Below are 18,913 nucleotides of genomic sequence, written 5' to 3'. Positions count from 1 at the left end.
CCATCACTGCTACTGCAGCGACCAGCGCCAGTTCCGAGCGCAGTAGGAACATCCCGCGCTGATGTCCTCCGGCCCGAACGTCGGAGTAATGATCGACGGTGCGAGCTTCACCGCCACAGGCTTCGCGGGACGATACCGCTGCCCGCAGACGTCTAGGCGCCCGGCCAACCATGGTCGACCGGGCGGCCGGTAGGGGTCGTTCGCACGTGCTCGTCCGCGCGGTCGACGTGAGGAACAGGGTGGTTAATACCGGCGGATGGACACGTTCTCGCCAAGGCTCGTCCAGTCGATGCCAGTAGCGTCGTCTGGACCGGCGCCATCGGTGTGAATCTGGACGGCCCATGCTCCGTTCAGCGACAGCGCATCCCCGCAGCCGCTTCCGTCTTCGTTGTCGCCGTCTCCGTCCACGATGACGCACCGGCCTCCGGTCGTGGTCTGCGACCCGATCCAGACGTCCAGCCCTTCAGCTGACCCGACGTAACGGATCGAGGCGGGGTCGTAACCGTCTCCTACGGTGCCGACGTCGGGAAGAGCGTCCCGCTCGTCCTGCGCCCGCTCGAAATCGGAGTAGGCCTCGGTGTCGGGACCAGAACACCCGGCCATGAGCGTCATCGTGAGCGCCACCACTGCCGCTCCGGCCACCCACCTCAGGCGCGTTGTCGATCCCACCGCATTCCCCCGTGCCTCGTCAGCACACCGTATCGCGCCGCGAAGGAGACGAGCGCTGGCGCTGTGATGATGGGTCTTCTTCAGCGTCCTGTGCCTCTACTGTGGAGCAATGAGGCACCGCCCCATCCACACAGCAGCTGGCCTTGTTCTTGTGGCGGCTCTCGCCGGCTGCACACCGGTACCAGGCGAAGATCCTCGCATCACGCAATGGCGCGAAGAGCGCCAAGCGGAAGTGGCAACGGATCGCGACGTCGTAGCGGTCCTCTCACTGAACGTCGCGGCCGACGATGACGGCGGCCGCGTCGACGTCACCCTCGAGAGGCCGGCGCTGCCGACCGCGATCACCTTCGACTGCCTCGGCGAAGGAGTGATCGACCTCGAAATCGGATCGCTTTCCACGGCTGGGGGACCGGCGACGAGGACGACGACCACCCTCGACGCGATCGACTGCCGACGGCCCACACGAGATCGATCCCACGTCGCTCGGCGAGAAGCCGATATCGAGTGTCAACGCCACCGCATCGGACGCGGACAACGACACCGTCTGGGTCCTCACAGTGCGCGGAGACCGCGACCCCTCCTGACATCGGCGGGACTACTCGACGCGCTCGGTCGGCGTCGTCCTCAAGCGTGTGTCGGCACTGCTGTCCCGTATGGAGATCCCTTTACGGGACGGCTTCCCGCAGCGTCGACCTCACCCGCACATAGCCTGAGCAGATGAATGGCGTGGTCGATCTGCTCACACCCCGCCTCCGCCTGCGTCGCCTCACCCGGGACGACGAAGCGTCGGTCATGGCGTACCGGGGCGACGCCCACGCCTCTCGGTTCCTCGGCCACCCGTCGCTCTCGGACGGGCAGTACGCTTCCTGGTTCGAGGAGCGGGACAGCGAGTGGGAGCTGCGCGAACCGGGTCATCGCCGCTTCTACGGAATCGAGGTCCGAGCATCGGCGGCCCTCGTCGGCGATGCCGTCCTGATCCGTTCGGCGGACGGGGAGCAGGGCGAGATCGGCATGTTCCTCCACCCCAACACGGCCGGCTTGGGCTACTCGCTCGAGGCGGGCGCCGCCCTGCTCGACGTCGGGTTCGGATCGCTCGGTCTGCACCGCATCATCGGACGTGCCGCAGCTCACAACCGCGGCTCCGTGCGCGCGATGGAGAAGATGGGCCTGCGGCGAGAGGCCCTGTTCCTGCAAAGTGAGAAACGCGGCGAGACCTGGATCAACTCAGCGGTCTACGCGATCCTCGCGGAGGAGTGGGAGCGGAAGCGGCACCACTCGAAACCGACCGGCTGACCATCCCTCAACGGGACGCTCAGCGCAGAGAGCGGCTGAGTACGATCGGGCCATGTAGCGCACCGTAAGCGGAGTTCTCATCGAGGTCACCCACGCGAGAACCGATGACGCGACTCCGACACCCGACGGTCCGATCCAGGTGTGGACGATCGCCCTCTCCGGAGCAGGCATCGATCACACTGCGACTGTCGGTGTCGCCGGCACTTCCATGGAGCCGAACGATGACGTGTTCGCCACTGTTCTCGACGTGGCCGTGGTGCATTACGACTCCGTGTCCGAGGACACGGACCCGCTCGCGACCCCTGCGATCCGCGAGTGGAAGCAAGACCACGCGACCGAGCTACAGGAGCTCGTGAAGACGCTTCGAGCGACCAGCAGCTAGAACCCTCGCGGCGCACTCGGTTCCGGACTCTTCATGGCTCAACACAGGCTGACGTTCGAACGACGGCCGCCGGCTGAACCGGTTAGTGATCCATTTACGGAATACACGATCGTGCAACCGCGCCGCGTGCTGCTCAACCGACGATCACGGCGGTACGCAGAGCCAGAACCCAGCTGGTGAGGGCGCCGACCACGCTCAAGGCGAGCAGCAGCCACCCCCATCGAGCGTGGGAGCGCGTGCGAAGGCGCATCGCTGCGACCAGGAGAACGAAGGTCGCGAGGGCGACAAAGTACAGAGCCGGCCACGCGACGTGGAACCCCGTGCACTGAGGCGGAAGGGACTCGTTGCACGCGAACGTAAATCCGTCGAGGAAGACGCCCGCGACGAGGGCGAGGAGAGTGATGGTGCCCGCGATCACGGCGGAAGTCTTGAGCGACGGTGACTGCACACCATCACTCTCGGACCAGCGAGTGAACGCCAGGAGCGCACTGGTCCACCCGGGTCGGATCCGTCCCGGTCACCCATCCCCTTTCGGGACGCGCGTGGTGGGTGGTGTCCGCCCTACTCTGACGGGATGGAACTCCGGACCGCGAAGACCCTCGGCATCCTCGCGATGGTGATCGGAACCCCAGTCGCCCTCCTCACCCACACGATCGGCTGGGTTCAGACCGGCTGGGAACCCGCCGCCGTGCAGTGCCAGCACAGCGAGTACCCCGACGGGATCGACCTCTACTCCAGCCGCGTATCGGGCGAGAAGATCCTCTACCCGCTCGGACTGTCCTGCACCTACGCAGCCAGCGAGACCTCACCAGGCATCACCATCCGTCACTACAGGTGGGACGCCACCGCCCTCTTCACCGCAGCCGCCGCACTCGCTCTCGCGGGAACCGTCGTCGCGCTCAGAGCCGAACGCAAGCAGGAGCTCATCACCGAGTCGCCGGAAGACCGAGCGACGACATAGCGCAGCGCCCCCCCTGCCGCTCAACCATCCCCAAACGGGACGCCTGTAAGACGGTCCGTCAAATGGGTCGAGTGCAGGCTTCGTCAATCGCTTCTTGCTCGTCGTCGGTCAGCCACGCTTCGCTCGTGCTGGGGAACCATCCCTGGTTCGGCCACTGGTCGATGAAGTCGGTGCGGCTGGGCGCGTCGGGGTTCTCGATGCCGTTCGCTTCGTAGCAGGGCACGAGGTACTCGGTCAGGTAGCTGTAGAGGTAGTCGATCTGCTCGGACGTCATGGGCACCACGGGGGTCGTGGGATAGCTCGACCAGCAGGTGAACGCGGCGACCGATTCGGCTTCCGTCGAGGCGGACGTCATGATGCTGACGGGTCCGCCGCCGGCGGCGTTCGAGCCGAGGTCGACCGTTAGGCCGGCCGCGGTGAGGCAGCCCAGGAGTGCTGTCGAATCGTTCGGGTCGCGGTATTCCTGGAACGGGTCGGCGGGTCTCGTCGCGTCAGGGAAGCCTGCCAGGACTCCTTCCCATTGGCGGTCCTGCTCCTGGATGCGCAGCTGCTCCTGCTCGTCGGGCGCGAGAGGTGTTGGGGCGGGAGAGGGACCAAGATCGGGCATCGGGTAGGCGACGACAGAGGAACTGGTCGCCTCAGGGGTGGGGCCAGGTGCGAGAGCCCACGTCGAAACCAGGGCGACCGCGAGGACGATGACGGCTCCGGCGGCGACGATCCAGATCACCCTCGCGCGGCCGGCTGGCGTGGGGTGGGTGCGGCTCTCGCCCAGGGCGGCGGCCGCGATGGATTCCGGTTCGTCGAAGGACCGCACGCGCTCGATGGCTTCTGCCGGCTCGAGGCCGGCCAGCTCCTCATCTATCCCGTCTCGGATCGCGGAGGCGACGTCACGAGGGACGGGCCTTAGCGCCCGATCGAGCCGCTTCAAGTAGGTCTGGACCTCGCGGGGTGCGCTGGTCGGGGTCATGTGTCGTCTCCTGCCACGATCGCTTGGACGGAACGGGTGAAGGGCTCCCACTGGCGGCGGAACTCGCCCAGCTCGGCCTGTCCGGAGGGGGTGAGCTTGTAGTACTTCCGGACCGGGCCCGAACCGCTCTCCCCTGCGTAGGAGGTGATCAAACCGCGATCCTTCAACCGCCCGAGCACCGGGTAGAGCGTGCCGATGCTGGCGATCATGCCCAGCGACACCAGCTCCTCCGACAGGCGCCAGCCGTACATCGGCTCCCGCGATAGGAGCCCGAGGGCGCAGTACTCCACCACGCCCTTCCGGATCTGGGCCCCCACGTCGACTGTCATGCTTTGCATGTTAGCGTGCGATGCATACTAGCGGTGGTGGGAATCTGTCGGTCCGACTACCGCGCAACAACCAACGAAGGTGTCCCACGATGCCGACTGCTTCCACCGCGTCACGTCTCTCGACTTCAGCATCCGATGGATCTGTGAACGCGTTCATCGGCTGGACCGCCGCCGGCGTGGTCACTGTGCTCGCCGCCCTGGTTCTGGTGTTCAGCAGCTTCATGGTGGCTCTGGGGATCACGGACGCGGATCCATCCGAGGGAGCCATCGCGATCGGCGCCGGCGGTGCAGGTGTCATCATCTGGATCGTCGTTGCCGCTGTCGGAGGTTACGTCGCTCCCCGGAGGCTCTCGCGTCGTCCTGTTCTCGTCGCGTGGCTTCCAGCTGTGGTGAGTGCCCTCTGATGCGGGATCGCTATCGGCCTGTTTCCCGTCCTGCTCGAGAACGTCGTCTTTCCGATGTCGTTGACCCCCGTGCCGATGAGCCAGCCGCTCCTTTTCCAAGCGTTGATTCTTACGGCCGGTGCCATCCCGGCTGGAGCGGGGTTGCTGGTGATCAATCTCGTGTTGCGCGTGATCAGAGCGCGCCGGGGCCGAGTCGCGACGCATACGAGAGGTGATGCGCCTGACGTCGGGAGTCAGAGCTCCTCGTGATCCATGGCGAGAGAGGACTGGACATCAACTAGATGAGGCACGGCGTCGGCTCAGCGCCCAGACCAGCGCGCCCGCGAGGAGCACCGCGCAGGTCAGCCCGGCGACGTGCAGGACGAGCGAGAGCGTCCCGTTCTCGGGGAGCAGGAAGCCGTAGGGCACCCACCCGTCGGTCGCTCCGCGGACGAGCAGGACGGCGCTGACCCAGGGCGGGGCCGTGCCGGTACCGGGGACGAGGGTGTTGTAGATCACGGCGACGACGATCAGGTAGGCCGTCGCCGCGCCGCGGACGTAGCTCAGCCACACCGGCGTCGGACGGCGGGCGAGCGCGACCGATCCGGCGACGATGAGCACCGCGCTCGCGAGGAGGCTGGTCTGGTTCGTGAAGTAGCCGAAGTAGTCGAACGGATTCGACTCGCCGGCCACGATGCTCAGCGCGTAGGTGTGGAGGATCACCGCGACCGCGGCTGCACCGACGGCGATGCGCGCTACACCCACGAATGGGCGGGTCGGTGCCGGGGAACTCATCGGGTCAGCCTAGGAGCCGTTGGGCTTCCTGCTGGCCCGCGACAGACGTTCCCCTTTCCGAACCGTGCTGAGCATTTCAGGCCGAGACGCGACCACGAGGAAAGCGATGACGTCGCTTAACCTGAGCCGGTGGGGACGTTCTCGAAAGTGCGCAACACGGTCGCGGTCGCGGCATGCCTGGCGGTCGTGACGGGATGCACCGCGCAGCCTGCACCGTCGGCCCCGCCTCTGGCGACGAACTCGGACGACGGCTTCACCTCCCCGCTGACCGGCGACCTAGGCGTAGCGACGTTCACCGGGAGCGACGGGACCACCGGCGCCGTCCAGTTGAGCGCGGCGGACGGCCGGCTGGCCCTGACATCCGACGAGCTCGTCATCCCCACCGCGTCTTCCGGTTCCGTAGCGGTCATGGGAGCGCTCGATCCGATCGACGCGGATACCACCTGTTTCGACGTCGATTTCCCGATGCGTCTCGCGGACGCGGAGTCAGGGAAGCCCTACAAAGCGTGGCGGAACCTCGCAGAGTTCCATGGCGACCCGACAGCGATCAATCAACTCGTTCTCACGACCCGCCCGCAGGACGACCCCGACTGCTCAACCAAAATCCTCGCCATCGCTGACGTCCAGTGGAACGTGGAGCCGCAGCGCAGCACCCTCGTGGCCCGGGACGCCGGCCCACGTGCAGCAGCGCGTGGCGAGGTGTCATCCACGGACGGAGTGCCGACGTCGTACACGGTCGCTCGCAACGACCTCGCAGAGGACGTCGCGGCACGATTCGGCATGACGGCCGATGACCTGTTCTACCTCAACCCGTTCCGCTTCCCTTCGGACGAGATTCTGCGCGTCGGTGAAGAGCTGAACCTCACTGTCGCGGCGCGATGACCTCCCCCCGCGGGTACTCGATACCGGGCCTGGCGTTCCGGCTCTTGATCAATCCTTCGGAGTGCAGTGCATGATGTCCCGATGAACGTTGGAGAGCCCCCGCAACCGAGTGCAGCGACGCCCATCGTTCTCGCCTTGGTCTTCGGCGGTCTTGCAGCCGCCCTGGGAGCCGTAGCCTCCATTTACATGTGGGACCCGAGCGAGACGTGCAGGACCCGCGGCGGAGGCAGCCTGACGGGAGAGGGGTTCCTCTGGAACCCGCTGTGCTCAGATGGTTCAACCGTTCAGCCGATATGGATGACGTTGTCGACTGCTGCGGCGTTGATCGTGGCCGTGACATGCGTCGTCATTGCGGCCAGCCGTCAAGTTGAACGTGACGGACAGGAAATTGCGTCGCCCGACGTTCTGCACGACTACTCGCGCCAGACCCTGCCGGAGGACAACGGGCTCCGCAAGCTGGGCGATGAGTGGTGAGAGATGGCAACTCCGGGGGGGGGGGGGCACCCTCCCGATGAGCGTTAGACAGTCTCCTCGGCCGGATCACGCGATCCCCCTCGTTTTAACCGTGATCTTCACCGTTTTCGCCGCCGCTCTCGGGTTGATGTCCTCTCTCTACATGTGGGATCCGGCAGAGGCGTGCGAGGTTCGTGGAAGCTACTCCAGCTCCGAGAGCTTCCTGTGGAATCCGCTGTGCGTGGACGGTTCGGCTGTCCAACCGCTGTGGATGACGGTGGCTGGCGCTGCCGCATTGATCGGTGCCGGCGTCTGCGTCGTCCTCGCGATCGCTTTTCGAGTGCTCAACCACGAGCGGGAAGTCCCGCCGCCCGTCGTCTCGCACTGGGAGTGAGCAGTCAAAGGTAGATTCGCCGGATGACGACGACTCGGACCTCCCACTCGACTCTCGCCCTGCTGCTCGCCGTTCCGGTGTTCGCGCTCGTCGGTTGCGCCGGTTCGACGGCGGGGGCTCCGGCATCGACGTCGGCCGCCGCGCCGGCGTCGACCGCGACCGCCGCCCCGACGTCCGCCCCCGCTACTCCGGCGGCGACCGCGACTGCGGGTGCGGCGGCGGCTGGTCCGGTGTGGCCGGCGGACCCATGCCGGGACACGCAGCTCACGGTCACGGTGGAGGACCGGCCCGAGCTTTCCGGGGCGGGCCAGGAAGGGTTCGCGATCGTGCTCACGAACGCCTCGGAACAGGCGTGCTCGTACTTCGGGTGGCCGGGCGTTCTGATGCTCGGCGCCGATGGGACGCAGCTCACCACCGCCGGCACGTCGGGTGCGGAAGCGTTCCCGGGGGCTCTCGCTCCGGGTGAGTCGGCGCAGGCGGAGGGCCAGCTCTCGGCGGTCGGCGCATACGACTGCACGCCGACGACCGCGACGACCGTCCGGGTGCTCGTCACCTCGGACGGCGCCGGACCGGGAATCGACACGCCCTCCGATTTCCAGGTCTGCGGCGGGGACGGTCGCAGTGACTTCACGACCGGGCCGCTCATGCCGGTGTCCTGACTCTTCTGAGTCCCGGCTGCAGTCATGGATGGGTTCGAGGGTGGAGACAGCTTCGTGCTGTTCCTGGTTCTAGGTGCCCTTCCCTTCCTCCTTCTGGTCGCCGTGGTTTCGGTCGTCACGATCGGCATCCTTCAATGGATCGGAGGGCGGGGGCGGCCCCGTCCGTAGACTGAGTGCAACCACCCCTTCGGCACGGCGCCGACCGGAACTCAAATGAGTAAATGAAGCAATGAGCACATGGGTGTGGAGTTGATCGCTTTGTGGCGGCAGTCTTTGATCGCTCCTTGACGTCGCGCTACGCGTGCGTCGGATCACCGACGATTTCAGCGAGTCAGGAATTTCGCGAGAAACGTGCGGTAAATCACTGTGAGCTGGTGCAGATCGCTTACCACGACGTGTTCGTCGATCTGATGGATTGTGCTGCTGATGAGGCCGAATTCGGCGACCTCGCCATAGTGGGCGATGAATCGCGCATCGGAAGTTCCTCCGCCGGTATCCAACGAGGGAGTTCGCCCGGTCACGGATGTTACCGCCTCGGATAACAGCGCGACGTGGCTCGATCCAGCAGTGATGAAGGGGTCGCCACTTACCTCGACTAAGAGGGTGAAGTCGGTTGCGAACTCTTCTGCCGCCCGGCGGATCAAGCCCTCGAGGCTCTCGGCTGAATGAAGGTCGTTAAAGCGAATGTTCAGATGCGCGGTTGCTTCGGCGGGCACCATGTTGTTCGCCGCATTGCCGACGTCGATCGTGGTGATCTGGAGACTCGACGGCTCGAAGCACTCGGACCCCTCGTCGAGTGGTGTTGTGGCGAGTCGGTTGAGAAGGCGGATGAGGCGGTGCACCGGGTTGTCGACGAGGTGGGGGTAGGCAACGTGCCCCTGGAACCCGCGCACCGTCAGGTTGGCGTTAAGGCTTCCGCGCCGTCCGATCTTGATCACGTCGCCGATCCGCTCCGGGTTCGTCGCTTCGCCGACAAGGGTGAAGTCCGGCATGTCGCCGCGATCGGCGAGCCACTCGAGCACACGCACGGTGCCACCCGTGGCCGGCCCCTCTTCGTCTCCGGTGATCAGGAGGCTGACCGACCCAAGGTCGAGCACTTCGGGCTGCGTCTGCGAGACCGCTGCGAGGAAAGCGGCGATGGCGCCCTTCATATCGCTGGCACCTCGACCGATGATCGTCCCGTCGCGGAGTGTCGCATCGAAGGGGTCGGAGCTCCACTCGTTAGAGCCTGGGGGAACGACATCGGTGTGACCGGCGAAGCACAGGTGCGGTCCGTCGATTCCTCGGCGGGCGTAGAGATTCGGGGTGCCATCGAAGTCCAGCCGATGAACGATGAAGCCAAGGCTCTCAAGTACGCCTGCCACGACATCGAGGGCTCCATCGTCGCTCGGGGTGACCGAAGCACATCGGATCAAAGACTGCGTGAGCGCGACGGGGTCCACGGGAGCGAAACTATTCGGCACGGAGACACCGTACCTGCAACATCAACTGCATCTCGGAAAACAACAGCTTTCTGAGACGCCCGGTCGGCATCGCTGTCGCGGTGTCAGGTCCGCGCGATTCCGAGGTCGCAGATGTCTCGAAAATGCGTCTCAACAGAAACCGTCTCAGGGTCATGACTGCGAGGAGTTTGTGAGTCACACTGGTCGAGTGAGACTTCTTGGATACACCCGCGTGAGCACATCGAGTCAGGATGCGCAGTTGCAGCTCGACGCGCTGGTGGCTGTCGGCGTTCAAAAGCGCGACGTGTTCGCTGATGTCACCTCCGGGAGCAAGACCGCGATCGAGCGCCGAGGGATGAAGAAGCTCCTCGAGCATGCAGAGTCCGGTGACACCGTGGTCGTGTGGCGAGTTGATCGGCTTGGCCGCTCCTTGATGGACGTCCTGAACACGGTGAACCTGCTGCGTGACCGCGGCATCCACGTCCGGTCTATCTCTGATGGCATCGATCCGGCGACGTCGACGGGCCGGCTGATGCTCAACATGCTGGCCACCCTCGCCGAGTACGAGCGCGAACTGATCGTCGAGCGGGTGAATGCGGGGATCGCAGCGGCGCGGCAGAACGGCACACGCTTCGGCCGCCCACTGTCCGATCCTGCAGTAATCGCCGACAAGCTCGCCATCGACTCCGATGCTCGAGCGAAGGGCCGCACCGCCGAAGACGCAGCACGACTCGTTGGCTGGAGTCGCGCCACCCTCTACCGTCACCAGCAAGCCCTCGCCGGCCGCGAGAGCACCGCCATGTAGCAAATGCCATGGACGGTGACGAGCGGTGGCGAATTCTCCGACTTCACGTCGAAGATCAGATACCCCTCGCCGCCCTCGCACGAGACATCGGCATCGGCCTCCGCACACTACAGCGCTGGCATCAGCTCTACCGAGGAAGCGGCGTCACTGCTCTCGATCCGCACCAGCGATCGGACGCTGGTGTACGTCGAACGCCGCCTGAGCTCGTGGCGTTCATCGAACGACTGGCTTTGAGCAGGCCGCGACCAGCGCTGACCACGCTGCACCGCCTAGCAAGCGCTGAAGCAGATCATCATGGCCTGTCGGCGCCGAGCTACGCCACCGTCAGGGAAATCGTGCAAGCTCTAGACCCGGCGCTCGTAACACTCGCGTTGGAAGGACCGGCCGCCTATCGAGACAAGCACGAGCTGGTGTTTCGCCGACGCGCCGAACGTCCCAACCACATGTGGCAGGCGGATCACACCGAACTCGACATCCTCATCATGGGCACCGGGGGCGCGCCCGATCGGCCGTGGCTGACGATCGTGATGGACGACTATTCGCGCGCGATCTGCGGCTACATCGTCTTCGCCGGGGCACCGTCCGCGATGAACACAGCACTTGCTCTCCGTCAGGCGATCTGGAGAAAGCCCGACCCGACGTGGGCTATGTGCGGGATACCTGACGTTCTCCACGTCGACCACGGCTCCGACTTCACCAGCCACCACCTCGAGCGCACCGCCATCGAGCTGCGCATCCGCATCATCCATTCCATCGTCGGCAGACCCCAGGGCCGCGGCAAGATCGAACGCTTCTTCCGCACCATCAACACCGAACTCCTCGCTACCCTCCCGGGGCACCTCGGGCCCGGCAGCAGAAGCCCCCACCCAGTACTTGATCTGGCGGCCCTCGACCGGGCGATCGGCGCCTTCGTCAGGACCTACAACGAGCGCCCGCATCGCGAGCTCGAAGCCTCTCCGCGAGCCGCATGGGTTGCTGACGGCTGGCTCCCGCGTATGCCTGACAGCCTCGAACAGCTCGATGGGCTTCTTCTCACTGTTCCGAAGAATCGCGTCGTGCAGCGCGATGGCGTTCACTTCCAGGGCCAGCGCTACCTCGCCCCGACGCTCGCACCCTTCGTCGGGCACACCGTCACGATTCGATATGACCCACGTGACGTCTCAGAGATCCGGGTCTACGACCGCGACACCTTCGTCTGTGTTGCCGTCGACGAAGCTCACCCCAACCTCCGACTCAGCCTCCGCGACATCGAAGCCGCCCGCCGCGCCCGCCGACGACAACTCCGGCACGTCATCAACGACCGCATTCCCACCGCCACCGTCCGGGAGGAGCCGCACAGCGTCGCGCCCGTTCCCCATCGGCGCCGGCTACGCACCTATGAAGAGGACGAGTGATGAACCAGGCCTTCATCGTGACCAAAGAGCACCGACGCTTCACCGAGTTCGCCAACGCCGTCCGCAAGGAACGAACCATCGGCATCTGTCACGGTGATGCTGGTGTCGGCAAGACCAACTCCGCCCGCCGCTATGCGAACTGGGACGCTCTCGAGCCGTACATCAACGAATGGGGCCCGCGAGGAGATCACGACGCCAAGCACTACGCCCTCGCCAACCGATCCCGCCCCGTGTTCTACACACCCGAAGTACTCTGCCGACCCAAAGACCTCATGCACGACATCGACCATTGGCAAATCAAAGTCGGCTTCTGCGCCGACGAACATCTGCGCTCCCTCGAACCTGACCCGCCTTTCAAAGCACGACCAGTGGCTCACCTCGTCGAGCTACTCATCATCGACGAAGCCGAACGACTCACACCCACCGCACTCGAGCTGCTCCGCGACCGACACGACCGCGAACACCTCTCCATAATTCTGATCGGCATGCCCGGCATCGACCAACGCTTCCGCCACTACCCGCAGCTCTACAGCCGCCTCGGCTTCTCCCACCATTACCGCGCCCTCGGTCGCGACGAACTCCTCTTCGTCCTCGACCGCCACTGGAAGCGCCTCGGCCGCACCCTCGACCCCGACGACTTCACCGACGCCCAAGCCATCGCCTCCATCGAACGCATCACCCGCGGCAACTTCCGCCTACTCGAACGACTCTTTCCGCAGATAGCCCGCGTGCTCAAGATCAACGACCTCGAAACCATTACCGACGACGTCATCGAAGCCGCTGCCAGCATCCTCGTCATCGGCAACCAGCGCCACGCAACGATCAAGAGACGCCGCCACTTAGCGATCAACTCCACAAACGCGGCGCGCCGAGCAGTGATGTCCTATAACTTGTCACTCATTCTACGACTCGTGAAAGGGTCGGGTTCGGGGTTCTGTGACGACCGATGCTAGGCGAGGGACGATGATCTCCGTGACTTCGCTGGTGCCATTACCGGGTTTTGATTCCCAGGCCCACGTCTCCTTCATTCGAAGCAGCCCAGTTGGGTCGAGAACAATCTCGGAGACGCAGGATCCCGTCGAGGTCTCGCCGTCCTCGTTGAGCTGGCAGTAGCGGAACGCCACCGTGTCACCGGTTCGAGTGCCGACAAGGAATCCCCGCCGGACTGCGCCGCCGGCGTAGGTGGCCCACACCTCGCCGTCCGCTTCGTGGTAGTCGAAGACAGTCTCAGGTCCTACTTCGCCGCCGACTGTGTCGCGGACAGCCGCGAAGCGGTAACCGTCAAGAGAGGGCAATGAGCTCGATGCGTTCATAGGAAAAGACTAGGGACGAAGTGACGGCAACTCCGGGGCAGGGGATCAACCGCGTCCAGTGCAACATCTCCGGCGAGGAAGATCATGCGCGAGCCGGCGGGAACTGTCGCGGCGTACGCATACTGCGCTGCGCCGGAGAGGCTGTTGGAGCGGATGAGGCTCACTACTGAAGTCACTGGCGTCACGCTCCGCTGTCGTCGGCCCAACGAGTCTTCCACGGCCGGGCACCAGATCGGCCCGGTGAACCATCCCGATACGGGACGGTGCCGGCCCCGCCTGCCGGTTGCAAGTAGACAAAGGCGCGGTCTTGAGTACGGTGGCGCCGTGAAACGAACAGGCGAGGGAATGGCGGGACGGCATTGCGCCGCTTCGGCGCTCATTGCTGCTGGCGCACTGATGCTCGCCGCGTGCTCAGGTTCACCAGCTCCGGAGGGTGATCCGATCCGGGCAGCTCGCGCGTTGCGCGACGCGCCGCTGATCGTGCAGGAAGGCAACGCTGCCGACACCTGCGGAGAGTTCGTGCTTGATCAAACCGAGCTCGTGCCCATCAACGCGGTCGCATGCCTCGACACGGCAGCAGCAGCGGGCGAGGAGGCGGAGCTCGCCTGGAGTTCTCTCACGGATGAAGGGGATCCCGTCGTCTCTTTCGCCTACACGGCACCCTGGAACGCAGGGATCGTCTTCTCTCTGACAAACGAATACAACTCCTACGCGGATGATCACGGTTGGACCACCGGCCTCTGCCCGGACGCAACCACCGCAACCTCCGATTTCAGCCCCGAGACGTGCCCCGGTCCTGTGGAGGGATGAGTCCACGCGGACGACGAAGATGGCCCGCTCAACCATCCCCTTACGGAACACATGATCGTGGAGTGCTGAACGTTCTGATTCATGGCGTGTTCACCGACGTGCCGGACCATGATGCTCATGGAAACACGAGAACTGGCATGGGGCATTCTGGCGTGGCCTGCCATTGCGGTCCTCGCGCTGGTGCGAACCGCGGGCAGCTGGGATGTATCGGGCGGGTCCGCAGCAGGGCTCATCGCGGGCACGGCAGCTGCGTTCACTGTCGCGGGCGCACTCCTGTGGCTTCCCTCGAGTCTCTGGCTCGACCGGCGGACACTCCGCTTCCCGCGCGTCGGGCAGGCGGCCGCGTTCCTGGGCCTGGGACTCGCGATCGGCGCCGCCGCCTCCACCGCACTGGTACTCGCGTCGGGAAACGCGACCTGGCCCTCCTCCGCGGGCCTCATCACGGAATACGCAGTCACGGCAGGAATCGCTTCCCTCCTCGGCTGGCTCCTCGCCGCCACCCTTCGTGCGAAGAAGCTGCCGATCGTTCAGACGGCGGCGAATCGCGTGAACCGCTGAATGATCCGGGTCGTCGATCGATCAGCGTGCCAGCAGCAGTCCGGCCAAGCCGATGACGACCGGCACCACGGCAAAGGCCAGGAAGAGGTAGGAGAGCACGAGTCCCACCGTCGACTCCCAGCGAGGACCGACGTGTCGTCGCGCCTGATGACCGACGAGGACGCCGGCCAGCGGGAGAAGGTACTGCAGCGTGGTCGCGACTCCGATGACCAGGGGATCGCCCACCCACAGGTGGGCCACCGCCAGGTATCCGACGGCGTAGGACACGACGGCGAGAACGCCCAGCACGAACGCAGCCCGCGTCCACCCTCGTCCGCTCCGCCGCGCGGTACCCGTCTCCTTCATCACACTCATACCTCCACTGTACGAATCGCTCCTCGCGCACGCCCGCCCCTCGGAGCATGTGCCGGTCCTTCGCCCGACGTCTCGTTCGGTGACACGACCACGCCTCGGCGAGCTGCTGTCCAGCGTCAGCCGGCGAGCCGGCGTCCACAACGAGGACGCGACTCGGATTCGGAACATGTCCGATGGCTGCCTCGATAGCCTCAGCGCATGATGATCCGAGCCGGTTCGCCTGACGATCGCGGGCCCTGCATCGACCTCTGGCTGGAGGCACTCAGAGCACGAGACGGATGCAGTCAGGACGACGCGGTCGCCGAGAGGGCTCGAGCGAAGTTCCACCGGCCTCTCGTTCGGTTCGCCGTCATCGGCTCGGATCCCCTCGGGTTCGCTCTCACCGTCGACACGGGCGATGGTCCGGGCCGACACAGTGCGCTGCTCGAACTGCTCGCCGTCGCACCGAGCGAGACAGGGCGCGGGCTCGGCCGGACACTGCTCGACGACGCGGTCCAGTCCGCCTCTCAGCTCGGCTACCTCGTCCTGAAGCTGCACGTCCGCGCCGGAAACGATCGGGCGGAAGGGCTTTACAAGGCGTCCGACTTCGAGCCTCACGGGGATCCCGCGCCGCATCCGCTCGGTGGTCATCCGATGATCGAGTACGCGCGGACTCTGACTCACGTCAGCAACTGAGGACCTCCGGCCACCGATCCCCGTACGGGCGGCCTCCCGCGACGGATCGCACGTGCACTCAACGCTGGTCGAGCGGTCGGAACGTGGAATCCTCGTCCCATGATCGTGAGCGACGGACAGGCCTGCGCCCCAGGGGACCTCGACGTGTTCACCGACCGGCTCCGACTGTGCCGGCCCGCCGAGACCGACCTGGACGAGCTGTTCCGCCTCTACACCGATCCGCGGATCGCGGAAGAGGATCCGCTCCTCCTCCATCTCTCCGCCGATCAGACCCGGGCCGTGATCGCGTATCGAAGGACCCAGTGGACACGGGACGGACTCAGCAGCTGGGTGATCCGCCGGCGCGACTCCCCCATCGACAGCCGTGATCTGATCGGAATGGGTGGATGCACTCTGCTCTCCGATGCAGCCTGGAATGTGGCGTTCACCCTCCACCCCGACCACTGGAGCAAGGGCTACGCGCAGGAGGTCGCCCTCGCCGGCATCGAACTCGCCCACCGCCTCCGACCGGAGCTGCCCATCACCGCGGTCGTCGCAGAACGCAACGCACGCTCCCGCCGCACCATCGAACGACTCGGCCTCGCGCTCAGATGGGAGGGTCCGGACGGGCACAGTCCAGACCCGACCGCACGAGTCGTGCTCTTCGCCGACCGCCAGCTCTCCGCTGAACAGGTCCGCCGGCTCACCGGCTGAACCCGATCGCCGATCGGCTCATCCGCCAGCTCAGCGAGAGCTCCCCTCACGGGCAGCGAGTCGGCACCGCCGGTGAGCATGGCGATCCTCCGCTGCGGGAACTGCAAGCGAAGTCGACCTGTCGGTCCACCAGCCGGCGCCTCCCCCTCCCCGCTCCTCGATCCCCGACCGCAGGGCAACGAGACACGACGACGCTGCGCTCGGGAGTCCACCGGCAACTCCTTGAAGGGGCACGGCCGTCCGTCGCCGGACGGATTCACGTCCACCTCTTGTTCATTCCGGCTTCGTTGTCCAGCGCCGTCGGCTGCCCTAGCGTTCGGCAGGTGGACACCAGGAGATCGACCTCGACCGGCTCTAGCTCCGTTGTGTCCTGGGTCGCTCTCGCGTCAACCGGCGTCGCCGCCGCGACACTCTGGATCGCGGACGCCGTCTGGTACGGGATCCCCGAGTCGGGTGGCCCGGGAGTCAGTCTGCTCTTCATCGGCGGATGGGGTCTTCTCACGTGCGCCGCCCTGCTCACGGTCGGCGTGCTCATCCATCTGGCGCCCTCCGCGCTGAGCCGCCACGGAAAACGCCCCGTCGAGTTCGTGCTGCCGAGCGCCGCACTCGTCCTCATCGCGGGGATCCTGCTCGCGCATCCGCTGGCGGGCAGCGCTTTCGCCTGACCCTCACCGGCATCGACCCTCGAAAATGTCTCGGCGCCTCCGGGCCCTCTCGTCAACGGGCTCTGGTGGCTTCACAATTACAGCGAGGGGTGCAACCGTTCGGGTCGGTGCACCCCTCGCTGCCGGTTGGCCGAACGCGCGCCAACCTCGAACGACCAGCAGCCAGGGATCGCCGATCGAGCGGTCACAGCCTAGATTTTCTAGACGGTCTAACTAAGTCCCCTTTCCGGGTGAGGTGGATCGTGCAGGCGATGCTGGTGCTTCGGCTGACCGCGGGCGCCGAGTTGGGAGCGGCCGGCGTGTTCGAAGTACTCGCCGGCGACCGCTACACCGCCACCACCGCCGGGCTGTCCCCCGCAGACACAGTGAACCCCGCGATTGCCGCGACCGTCGCGGAGCTCGGTCTCGACATCAGCGACCGCACCCCCCGCGCCGTCACAGTGGAGGACCTCGAGAACGCGGACATCGTCGTCGCCATGAAGCCCGGCCTCGCGATCCCCGCGACGACCCGACCGACTGGAGCGCCGAGAACGTCCGCCCCGCCGCGAGGCCGTCGCCGCCCGGAGGCAGGTCGCTTCGGCCGGTACGGTGACCGCATGGACGACGACAGCGAACGTCAGAATCTCGTGATGAGTACCGAGATCATCAACGCCTGCATCAGAGCCATCGAGAACCCCGAGAAGCTGTTCCGGGTGTGCGCGAGCGTCTCGGGAGGTCGCGACGACGAGAGGGCGGCCGTTGCCGCAGCATTCGGGACCAGCGACGTCGTGGCCGATGCGATCCTCGACATGCAGGTGAGGCGTTTCACGCCGAGGTCGATCGAGCAGATGCGTGCCGAACTGGCCCGCTATGACCGTCGACTAGCTGAACTCGGCCGGCCGTAGGACGATTTCCGTACTGGACAGCAGAGCCGAGACGCGCTTGAGGACGACACCGGCCGAGCGCGTCGAGAAGTCCCGCCGATGTCAGGAGGGATCCCGGTCTCCGCGCACTGTGAGGACCCAGACGGTGTCGTTGTCCGCGTCCGATGGGGTGGCGTCGACACTCGAAATCGGCTTCTCACCGAGCGACGCGGGATCGATCTCGTGTGGGCCGTCGGCGCAGTCGATAGCGTCGAGGGTGGTCGTCGTTCTCGTCGTCGGTCCCCCAGCCGTGGAAAGCGATCCGATTTCGAGGTCGATCACTCCTGGTACGGGTCGAAGCGGTGGGCGGGGCGGGGTGCGGTGGTCGTGGTGGTCATGGTCAGGCCTTCCTGTGCAGCAGTGGGAGAAGAGGAGGGGCGGGGACCGGTGCGAGCCGGACTCCGCGACCGCAAGGCCCTTCTACACCGCGTCGGTCTTGGTGCCGGTGCGCTTGGCGATCGCTGCGGCGGTGACGCCCTCGAACGCGAGCTGCGCCCACGCGGCGGTGCGGTCCGCGACGCTCAGCTCGGCGCGCTGGTCGTTCTCGATGATCTGCTGAACGATCCGGTACTTCCGGGCCGCCAGCAATCAGTCAGGTGGACGAGCCGGTCGTCGGCCCGGCCCCCTACGCGCACCAGTCGCGCGAGCGCCCGTTGACGCTGCGCGCGGTGTCGCCGGTGCCGAGGTCGACGAGCACGGTCGAGGTCGCGCTGAAGCCCGGCTCGCCCGGGTAGTCGTCCGGCCGGCCCTCCACCGAGACGGTCTCGACGGCGAGGTACTGCCCGTTCGGCGAGAGGCAGACGCCGCGGATGCGCCCCGTCGGCGAGGTGCGGAACACCTCCGCGGTGCCGGACGCGTCGACGCGGACGACGGAGTACTGGGTCGCCCCCGTCTCCGGCGCGTACTCGGCCTCGAGCTCGACGTAGCTCCCGGAGTCGAGGAGCAGGATCTGCACGGGCGACGCGGTCGCGCTCACGTCCGCCGGGGGGAGGGCGAGCGTCTCGACCGAGCCGTCGGCCAGGTCGATCAGCGAGCCCGACTCCGGATCGGCGACCACGAGCCGGTTCGCGCCGGGCACGAATCCGCGCAGCTCCGCGTGCTGCCCGAGCGGGCTGATCGAGCCGGGCGTCAGCAG

28 protein-coding genes and 1 pseudogene are annotated in these 18,913 nt (G+C 66.1%); 17 read left to right on the top strand and 12 right to left on the bottom strand.

Annotation, left to right across the window (positions count from 1 at the left end; all coding sequences use genetic code 11):
• Positions 1 to 243 precede the first annotated feature (243 nt).
• Positions 244 to 627 carry a hypothetical protein gene (locus C5C99_RS15930; protein ID WP_104257704.1) on the bottom strand — a complete coding sequence of 128 codons (384 nt, stop codon included), beginning with the start codon at positions 625 to 627 and terminating at the stop codon, positions 244 to 246.
• Positions 628 to 934: 307 nt separating this feature from the next.
• Positions 935 to 1,210 carry a hypothetical protein gene (locus C5C99_RS16920; protein ID WP_146083619.1) on the bottom strand — a complete coding sequence of 92 codons (276 nt, stop codon included), beginning with the start codon at positions 1,208 to 1,210 and terminating at the stop codon, positions 935 to 937.
• Between the two features lie 176 nt (positions 1,211 to 1,386).
• On the opposite strand from C5C99_RS16920, the gene C5C99_RS15925 reads away from it, so the two are divergent.
• Both C5C99_RS15925 and C5C99_RS17255 read left to right on the top strand, forming a co-directional pair.
• Entirely contained in the window at positions 1,387 to 1,962 is a 576-nt protein-coding gene (locus C5C99_RS15925) for a GNAT family N-acetyltransferase (RefSeq protein ID WP_104257703.1), read from the top strand.
• 208 nt (positions 1,963 to 2,170) lie between these two features.
• Entirely contained in the window at positions 2,171 to 2,344 is a 174-nt protein-coding gene (locus C5C99_RS17255) for a hypothetical protein (protein ID WP_181074634.1), read from the top strand.
• Positions 2,345 to 2,477: 133 nt separating this feature from the next.
• Here the strand turns inward: C5C99_RS17255 and C5C99_RS15915 are convergent, their stop codons facing one another.
• Positions 2,478 to 2,762 (bottom strand): hypothetical protein, encoded by a 285-nt coding sequence (locus C5C99_RS15915; RefSeq protein ID WP_146085414.1) that lies wholly within the window; start codon positions 2,760 to 2,762, stop codon positions 2,478 to 2,480.
• A 156-nt stretch (positions 2,763 to 2,918) separates the two neighbouring features.
• Between C5C99_RS15915 and C5C99_RS15910 the strand changes: the two genes are divergently transcribed.
• A complete protein-coding gene (locus tag C5C99_RS15910; RefSeq protein ID WP_104247868.1) occupies positions 2,919 to 3,305 on the top strand; it encodes a hypothetical protein in 387 nt (128 codons plus the stop codon).
• A 58-nt stretch (positions 3,306 to 3,363) separates the two neighbouring features.
• On the opposite strand, the gene C5C99_RS15905 is transcribed toward C5C99_RS15910, so the two are convergent.
• A complete protein-coding gene (locus C5C99_RS15905) occupies positions 3,364 to 4,272 on the bottom strand; it encodes a hypothetical protein (protein ID WP_104223362.1) in 909 nt (302 codons plus the stop codon).
• Positions 4,269 to 4,601 carry a PadR family transcriptional regulator gene (locus tag C5C99_RS15900; protein WP_104223417.1) on the bottom strand — a complete coding sequence of 111 codons (333 nt, stop codon included), beginning with the start codon at positions 4,599 to 4,601 and terminating at the stop codon, positions 4,269 to 4,271. The genes C5C99_RS15905 and C5C99_RS15900 overlap by 4 nt, the downstream gene beginning before the upstream one ends.
• A 143-nt stretch (positions 4,602 to 4,744) precedes the next feature.
• On the opposite strand from C5C99_RS15900, the gene C5C99_RS15895 reads away from it, so the two are divergent.
• Positions 4,745 to 5,005, top strand: coding sequence for a hypothetical protein (locus C5C99_RS15895; protein ID WP_104310018.1), 261 nt, complete (start codon positions 4,745 to 4,747; stop codon positions 5,003 to 5,005).
• Between the two features lie 273 nt (positions 5,006 to 5,278).
• Here C5C99_RS15895 and C5C99_RS15890 read toward each other — a convergent pair whose 3' ends face one another.
• Positions 5,279 to 5,749 (bottom strand): hypothetical protein, encoded by a 471-nt coding sequence (locus C5C99_RS15890; RefSeq protein WP_258063725.1) that lies wholly within the window; start codon positions 5,747 to 5,749, stop codon positions 5,279 to 5,281.
• Between the two features lie 159 nt (positions 5,750 to 5,908).
• Between C5C99_RS15890 and C5C99_RS15885 the strand changes: the two genes are divergently transcribed.
• From C5C99_RS15885 to C5C99_RS17600, 4 genes are all read left to right on the top strand, one after another.
• A complete protein-coding gene (locus tag C5C99_RS15885) occupies positions 5,909 to 6,661 on the top strand; it encodes a LysM domain-containing protein (protein ID WP_104337854.1) in 753 nt (250 codons plus the stop codon).
• Positions 6,662 to 6,958: 297 nt separating this feature from the next.
• Entirely contained in the window at positions 6,959 to 7,135 is a 177-nt protein-coding gene (locus C5C99_RS17250) for a hypothetical protein (protein ID WP_181027276.1), read from the top strand.
• Between the two features lie 91 nt (positions 7,136 to 7,226).
• Positions 7,227 to 7,508 carry a hypothetical protein gene (locus tag C5C99_RS15880; RefSeq protein ID WP_104223367.1) on the top strand — a complete coding sequence of 94 codons (282 nt, stop codon included), beginning with the start codon at positions 7,227 to 7,229 and terminating at the stop codon, positions 7,506 to 7,508.
• A 23-nt stretch (positions 7,509 to 7,531) separates the two neighbouring features.
• The gene (locus tag C5C99_RS17600; protein ID WP_104340387.1) at positions 7,532 to 8,167 is read left to right on the top strand and encodes a DUF4232 domain-containing protein; all 636 of its coding nucleotides are present in this window, start codon (positions 7,532 to 7,534) and stop codon (positions 8,165 to 8,167) included.
• A 323-nt stretch (positions 8,168 to 8,490) separates the two neighbouring features.
• Here C5C99_RS17600 and dapE read toward each other — a convergent pair whose 3' ends face one another.
• Positions 8,491 to 9,609 (bottom strand): succinyl-diaminopimelate desuccinylase, encoded by a 1,119-nt coding sequence (gene dapE, locus C5C99_RS15870; protein WP_219813642.1) that lies wholly within the window; start codon positions 9,607 to 9,609, stop codon positions 8,491 to 8,493.
• A 208-nt stretch (positions 9,610 to 9,817) separates the two neighbouring features.
• On the opposite strand from dapE, the gene C5C99_RS15865 reads away from it, so the two are divergent.
• From C5C99_RS15865 to C5C99_RS15855, 3 genes and pseudogenes are all read left to right on the top strand, one after another.
• Positions 9,818 to 10,414 (top strand): recombinase family protein, encoded by a 597-nt coding sequence (locus C5C99_RS15865; RefSeq protein ID WP_104340386.1) that lies wholly within the window; start codon positions 9,818 to 9,820, stop codon positions 10,412 to 10,414.
• A gap of 8 nt (positions 10,415 to 10,422) precedes the next feature.
• Positions 10,423 to 11,808 (top strand): Mu transposase C-terminal domain-containing protein, encoded by a 1,386-nt coding sequence (locus C5C99_RS15860; protein WP_104340385.1) that lies wholly within the window; start codon positions 10,423 to 10,425, stop codon positions 11,806 to 11,808.
• Positions 11,808 to 12,614, top strand: a pseudogene (locus C5C99_RS15855) (AAA family ATPase); the annotation flags it as partial. The gene C5C99_RS15860 and the pseudogene C5C99_RS15855, both read left to right, overlap by 1 nt.
• A gap of 96 nt (positions 12,615 to 12,710) precedes the next feature.
• On the opposite strand, the gene C5C99_RS15850 reads toward C5C99_RS15855, so the two are convergent.
• The gene (locus C5C99_RS15850) at positions 12,711 to 13,121 is read right to left on the bottom strand and encodes a hypothetical protein (protein WP_104223373.1); all 411 of its coding nucleotides are present in this window, start codon (positions 13,119 to 13,121) and stop codon (positions 12,711 to 12,713) included.
• A gap of 324 nt (positions 13,122 to 13,445) precedes the next feature.
• On the opposite strand from C5C99_RS15850, the gene C5C99_RS16915 reads away from it, so the two are divergent.
• Both C5C99_RS16915 and C5C99_RS15840 read left to right on the top strand, forming a co-directional pair.
• Positions 13,446 to 13,931, top strand: a complete 486-nt coding sequence (locus tag C5C99_RS16915; protein ID WP_146085536.1) for a hypothetical protein — start codon at positions 13,446 to 13,448, stop codon at positions 13,929 to 13,931.
• Positions 13,932 to 14,048: 117 nt separating this feature from the next.
• Positions 14,049 to 14,489, top strand: coding sequence for a hypothetical protein (locus tag C5C99_RS15840; protein WP_146085535.1), 441 nt, complete (start codon positions 14,049 to 14,051; stop codon positions 14,487 to 14,489).
• Positions 14,490 to 14,510: 21 nt separating this feature from the next.
• On the opposite strand, the gene C5C99_RS15835 is transcribed toward C5C99_RS15840, so the two are convergent.
• A complete protein-coding gene (locus C5C99_RS15835) occupies positions 14,511 to 14,843 on the bottom strand; it encodes a hypothetical protein (protein WP_104226378.1) in 333 nt (110 codons plus the stop codon).
• Positions 14,844 to 15,041: 198 nt separating this feature from the next.
• Between C5C99_RS15835 and C5C99_RS15830 the strand changes: the two genes are divergently transcribed.
• The 4 genes from C5C99_RS15830 (at position 15,042) to C5C99_RS15815 (ending at position 17,760) form a co-directional block, all read left to right on the top strand.
• Positions 15,042 to 15,518, top strand: coding sequence for a GNAT family N-acetyltransferase (locus C5C99_RS15830; protein ID WP_104340382.1), 477 nt, complete (start codon positions 15,042 to 15,044; stop codon positions 15,516 to 15,518).
• Positions 15,519 to 15,617: 99 nt separating this feature from the next.
• On the top strand, positions 15,618 to 16,211 hold the full coding sequence (locus C5C99_RS15825; protein ID WP_104340381.1) for a GNAT family N-acetyltransferase: 594 nt from the start codon (positions 15,618 to 15,620) through the stop codon (positions 16,209 to 16,211).
• Between the two features lie 365 nt (positions 16,212 to 16,576).
• Entirely contained in the window at positions 16,577 to 16,876 is a 300-nt protein-coding gene (locus C5C99_RS15820) for a hypothetical protein (protein ID WP_104223378.1), read from the top strand.
• 230 nt (positions 16,877 to 17,106) lie between these two features.
• Positions 17,107 to 17,760 carry a low molecular weight phosphatase family protein gene (locus C5C99_RS15815; RefSeq protein ID WP_258060023.1) on the top strand — a complete coding sequence of 218 codons (654 nt, stop codon included), beginning with the start codon at positions 17,107 to 17,109 and terminating at the stop codon, positions 17,758 to 17,760.
• A gap of 81 nt (positions 17,761 to 17,841) precedes the next feature.
• Here C5C99_RS15815 and C5C99_RS16910 read toward each other — a convergent pair whose 3' ends face one another.
• From C5C99_RS16910 to C5C99_RS17245, 3 genes are all read right to left on the bottom strand, one after another.
• Positions 17,842 to 18,060, bottom strand: coding sequence for a hypothetical protein (locus C5C99_RS16910; RefSeq protein WP_146076619.1), 219 nt, complete (start codon positions 18,058 to 18,060; stop codon positions 17,842 to 17,844).
• Positions 18,061 to 18,198: 138 nt separating this feature from the next.
• On the bottom strand, positions 18,199 to 18,366 hold the full coding sequence (locus C5C99_RS15810) for a hypothetical protein (RefSeq protein ID WP_181074632.1): 168 nt from the start codon (positions 18,364 to 18,366) through the stop codon (positions 18,199 to 18,201).
• 37 nt (positions 18,367 to 18,403) lie between these two features.
• The coding region (locus tag C5C99_RS17245) for a hypothetical protein (RefSeq protein WP_374953744.1) at positions 18,404 to 18,913 on the bottom strand (510 nt) is incomplete at its 5' end.

The sequence above is a fragment of the Rathayibacter sp. AY1C4 genome, from assembly GCF_002932195.1.
Taxonomy (GTDB): Bacteria; Actinomycetota; Actinomycetes; order Actinomycetales; family Microbacteriaceae; genus Rathayibacter.
Note: the sequence above shows the minus strand (reverse complement) of the source record. Positions and strands in the feature narration are given on the sequence as shown.

Coding starts and splice junctions, on each gene's coding strand:
- C5C99_RS15925 (WP_104257703.1), top strand. CDS start 1,387: ATGAATGGCGTGGTCGATCTGCTCACACCCCGCCTCCGCCTGCGTCGC.
- C5C99_RS17255 (WP_181074634.1), top strand. CDS start 2,171: ATGGAGCCGAACGATGACGTGTTCGCCACTGTTCTCGACGTGGCCGTG.
- C5C99_RS15910 (WP_104247868.1), top strand. CDS start 2,919: ATGGAACTCCGGACCGCGAAGACCCTCGGCATCCTCGCGATGGTGATC.
- C5C99_RS15905 (WP_104223362.1), bottom strand. CDS start 4,272: ATGACCCCGACCAGCGCACCCCGCGAGGTCCAGACCTACTTGAAGCGG.
- C5C99_RS15900 (WP_104223417.1), bottom strand. CDS start 4,601: ATGACAGTCGACGTGGGGGCCCAGATCCGGAAGGGCGTGGTGGAGTAC.
- C5C99_RS17250 (WP_181027276.1), top strand. CDS start 6,959: ATGACGTTGTCGACTGCTGCGGCGTTGATCGTGGCCGTGACATGCGTC.
- C5C99_RS17600 (WP_104340387.1), top strand. CDS start 7,532: ATGACGACGACTCGGACCTCCCACTCGACTCTCGCCCTGCTGCTCGCC.
- C5C99_RS15860 (WP_104340385.1), top strand. CDS start 10,423: ATGGACGGTGACGAGCGGTGGCGAATTCTCCGACTTCACGTCGAAGAT.
- C5C99_RS15850 (WP_104223373.1), bottom strand. CDS start 13,121: ATGAACGCATCGAGCTCATTGCCCTCTCTTGACGGTTACCGCTTCGCG.
- C5C99_RS15840 (WP_146085535.1), top strand. CDS start 14,049: ATGGAAACACGAGAACTGGCATGGGGCATTCTGGCGTGGCCTGCCATT.
- C5C99_RS15835 (WP_104226378.1), bottom strand. CDS start 14,843: ATGAGTGTGATGAAGGAGACGGGTACCGCGCGGCGGAGCGGACGAGGG.
- C5C99_RS15830 (WP_104340382.1), top strand. CDS start 15,042: ATGATGATCCGAGCCGGTTCGCCTGACGATCGCGGGCCCTGCATCGAC.
- C5C99_RS15825 (WP_104340381.1), top strand. CDS start 15,618: ATGATCGTGAGCGACGGACAGGCCTGCGCCCCAGGGGACCTCGACGTG.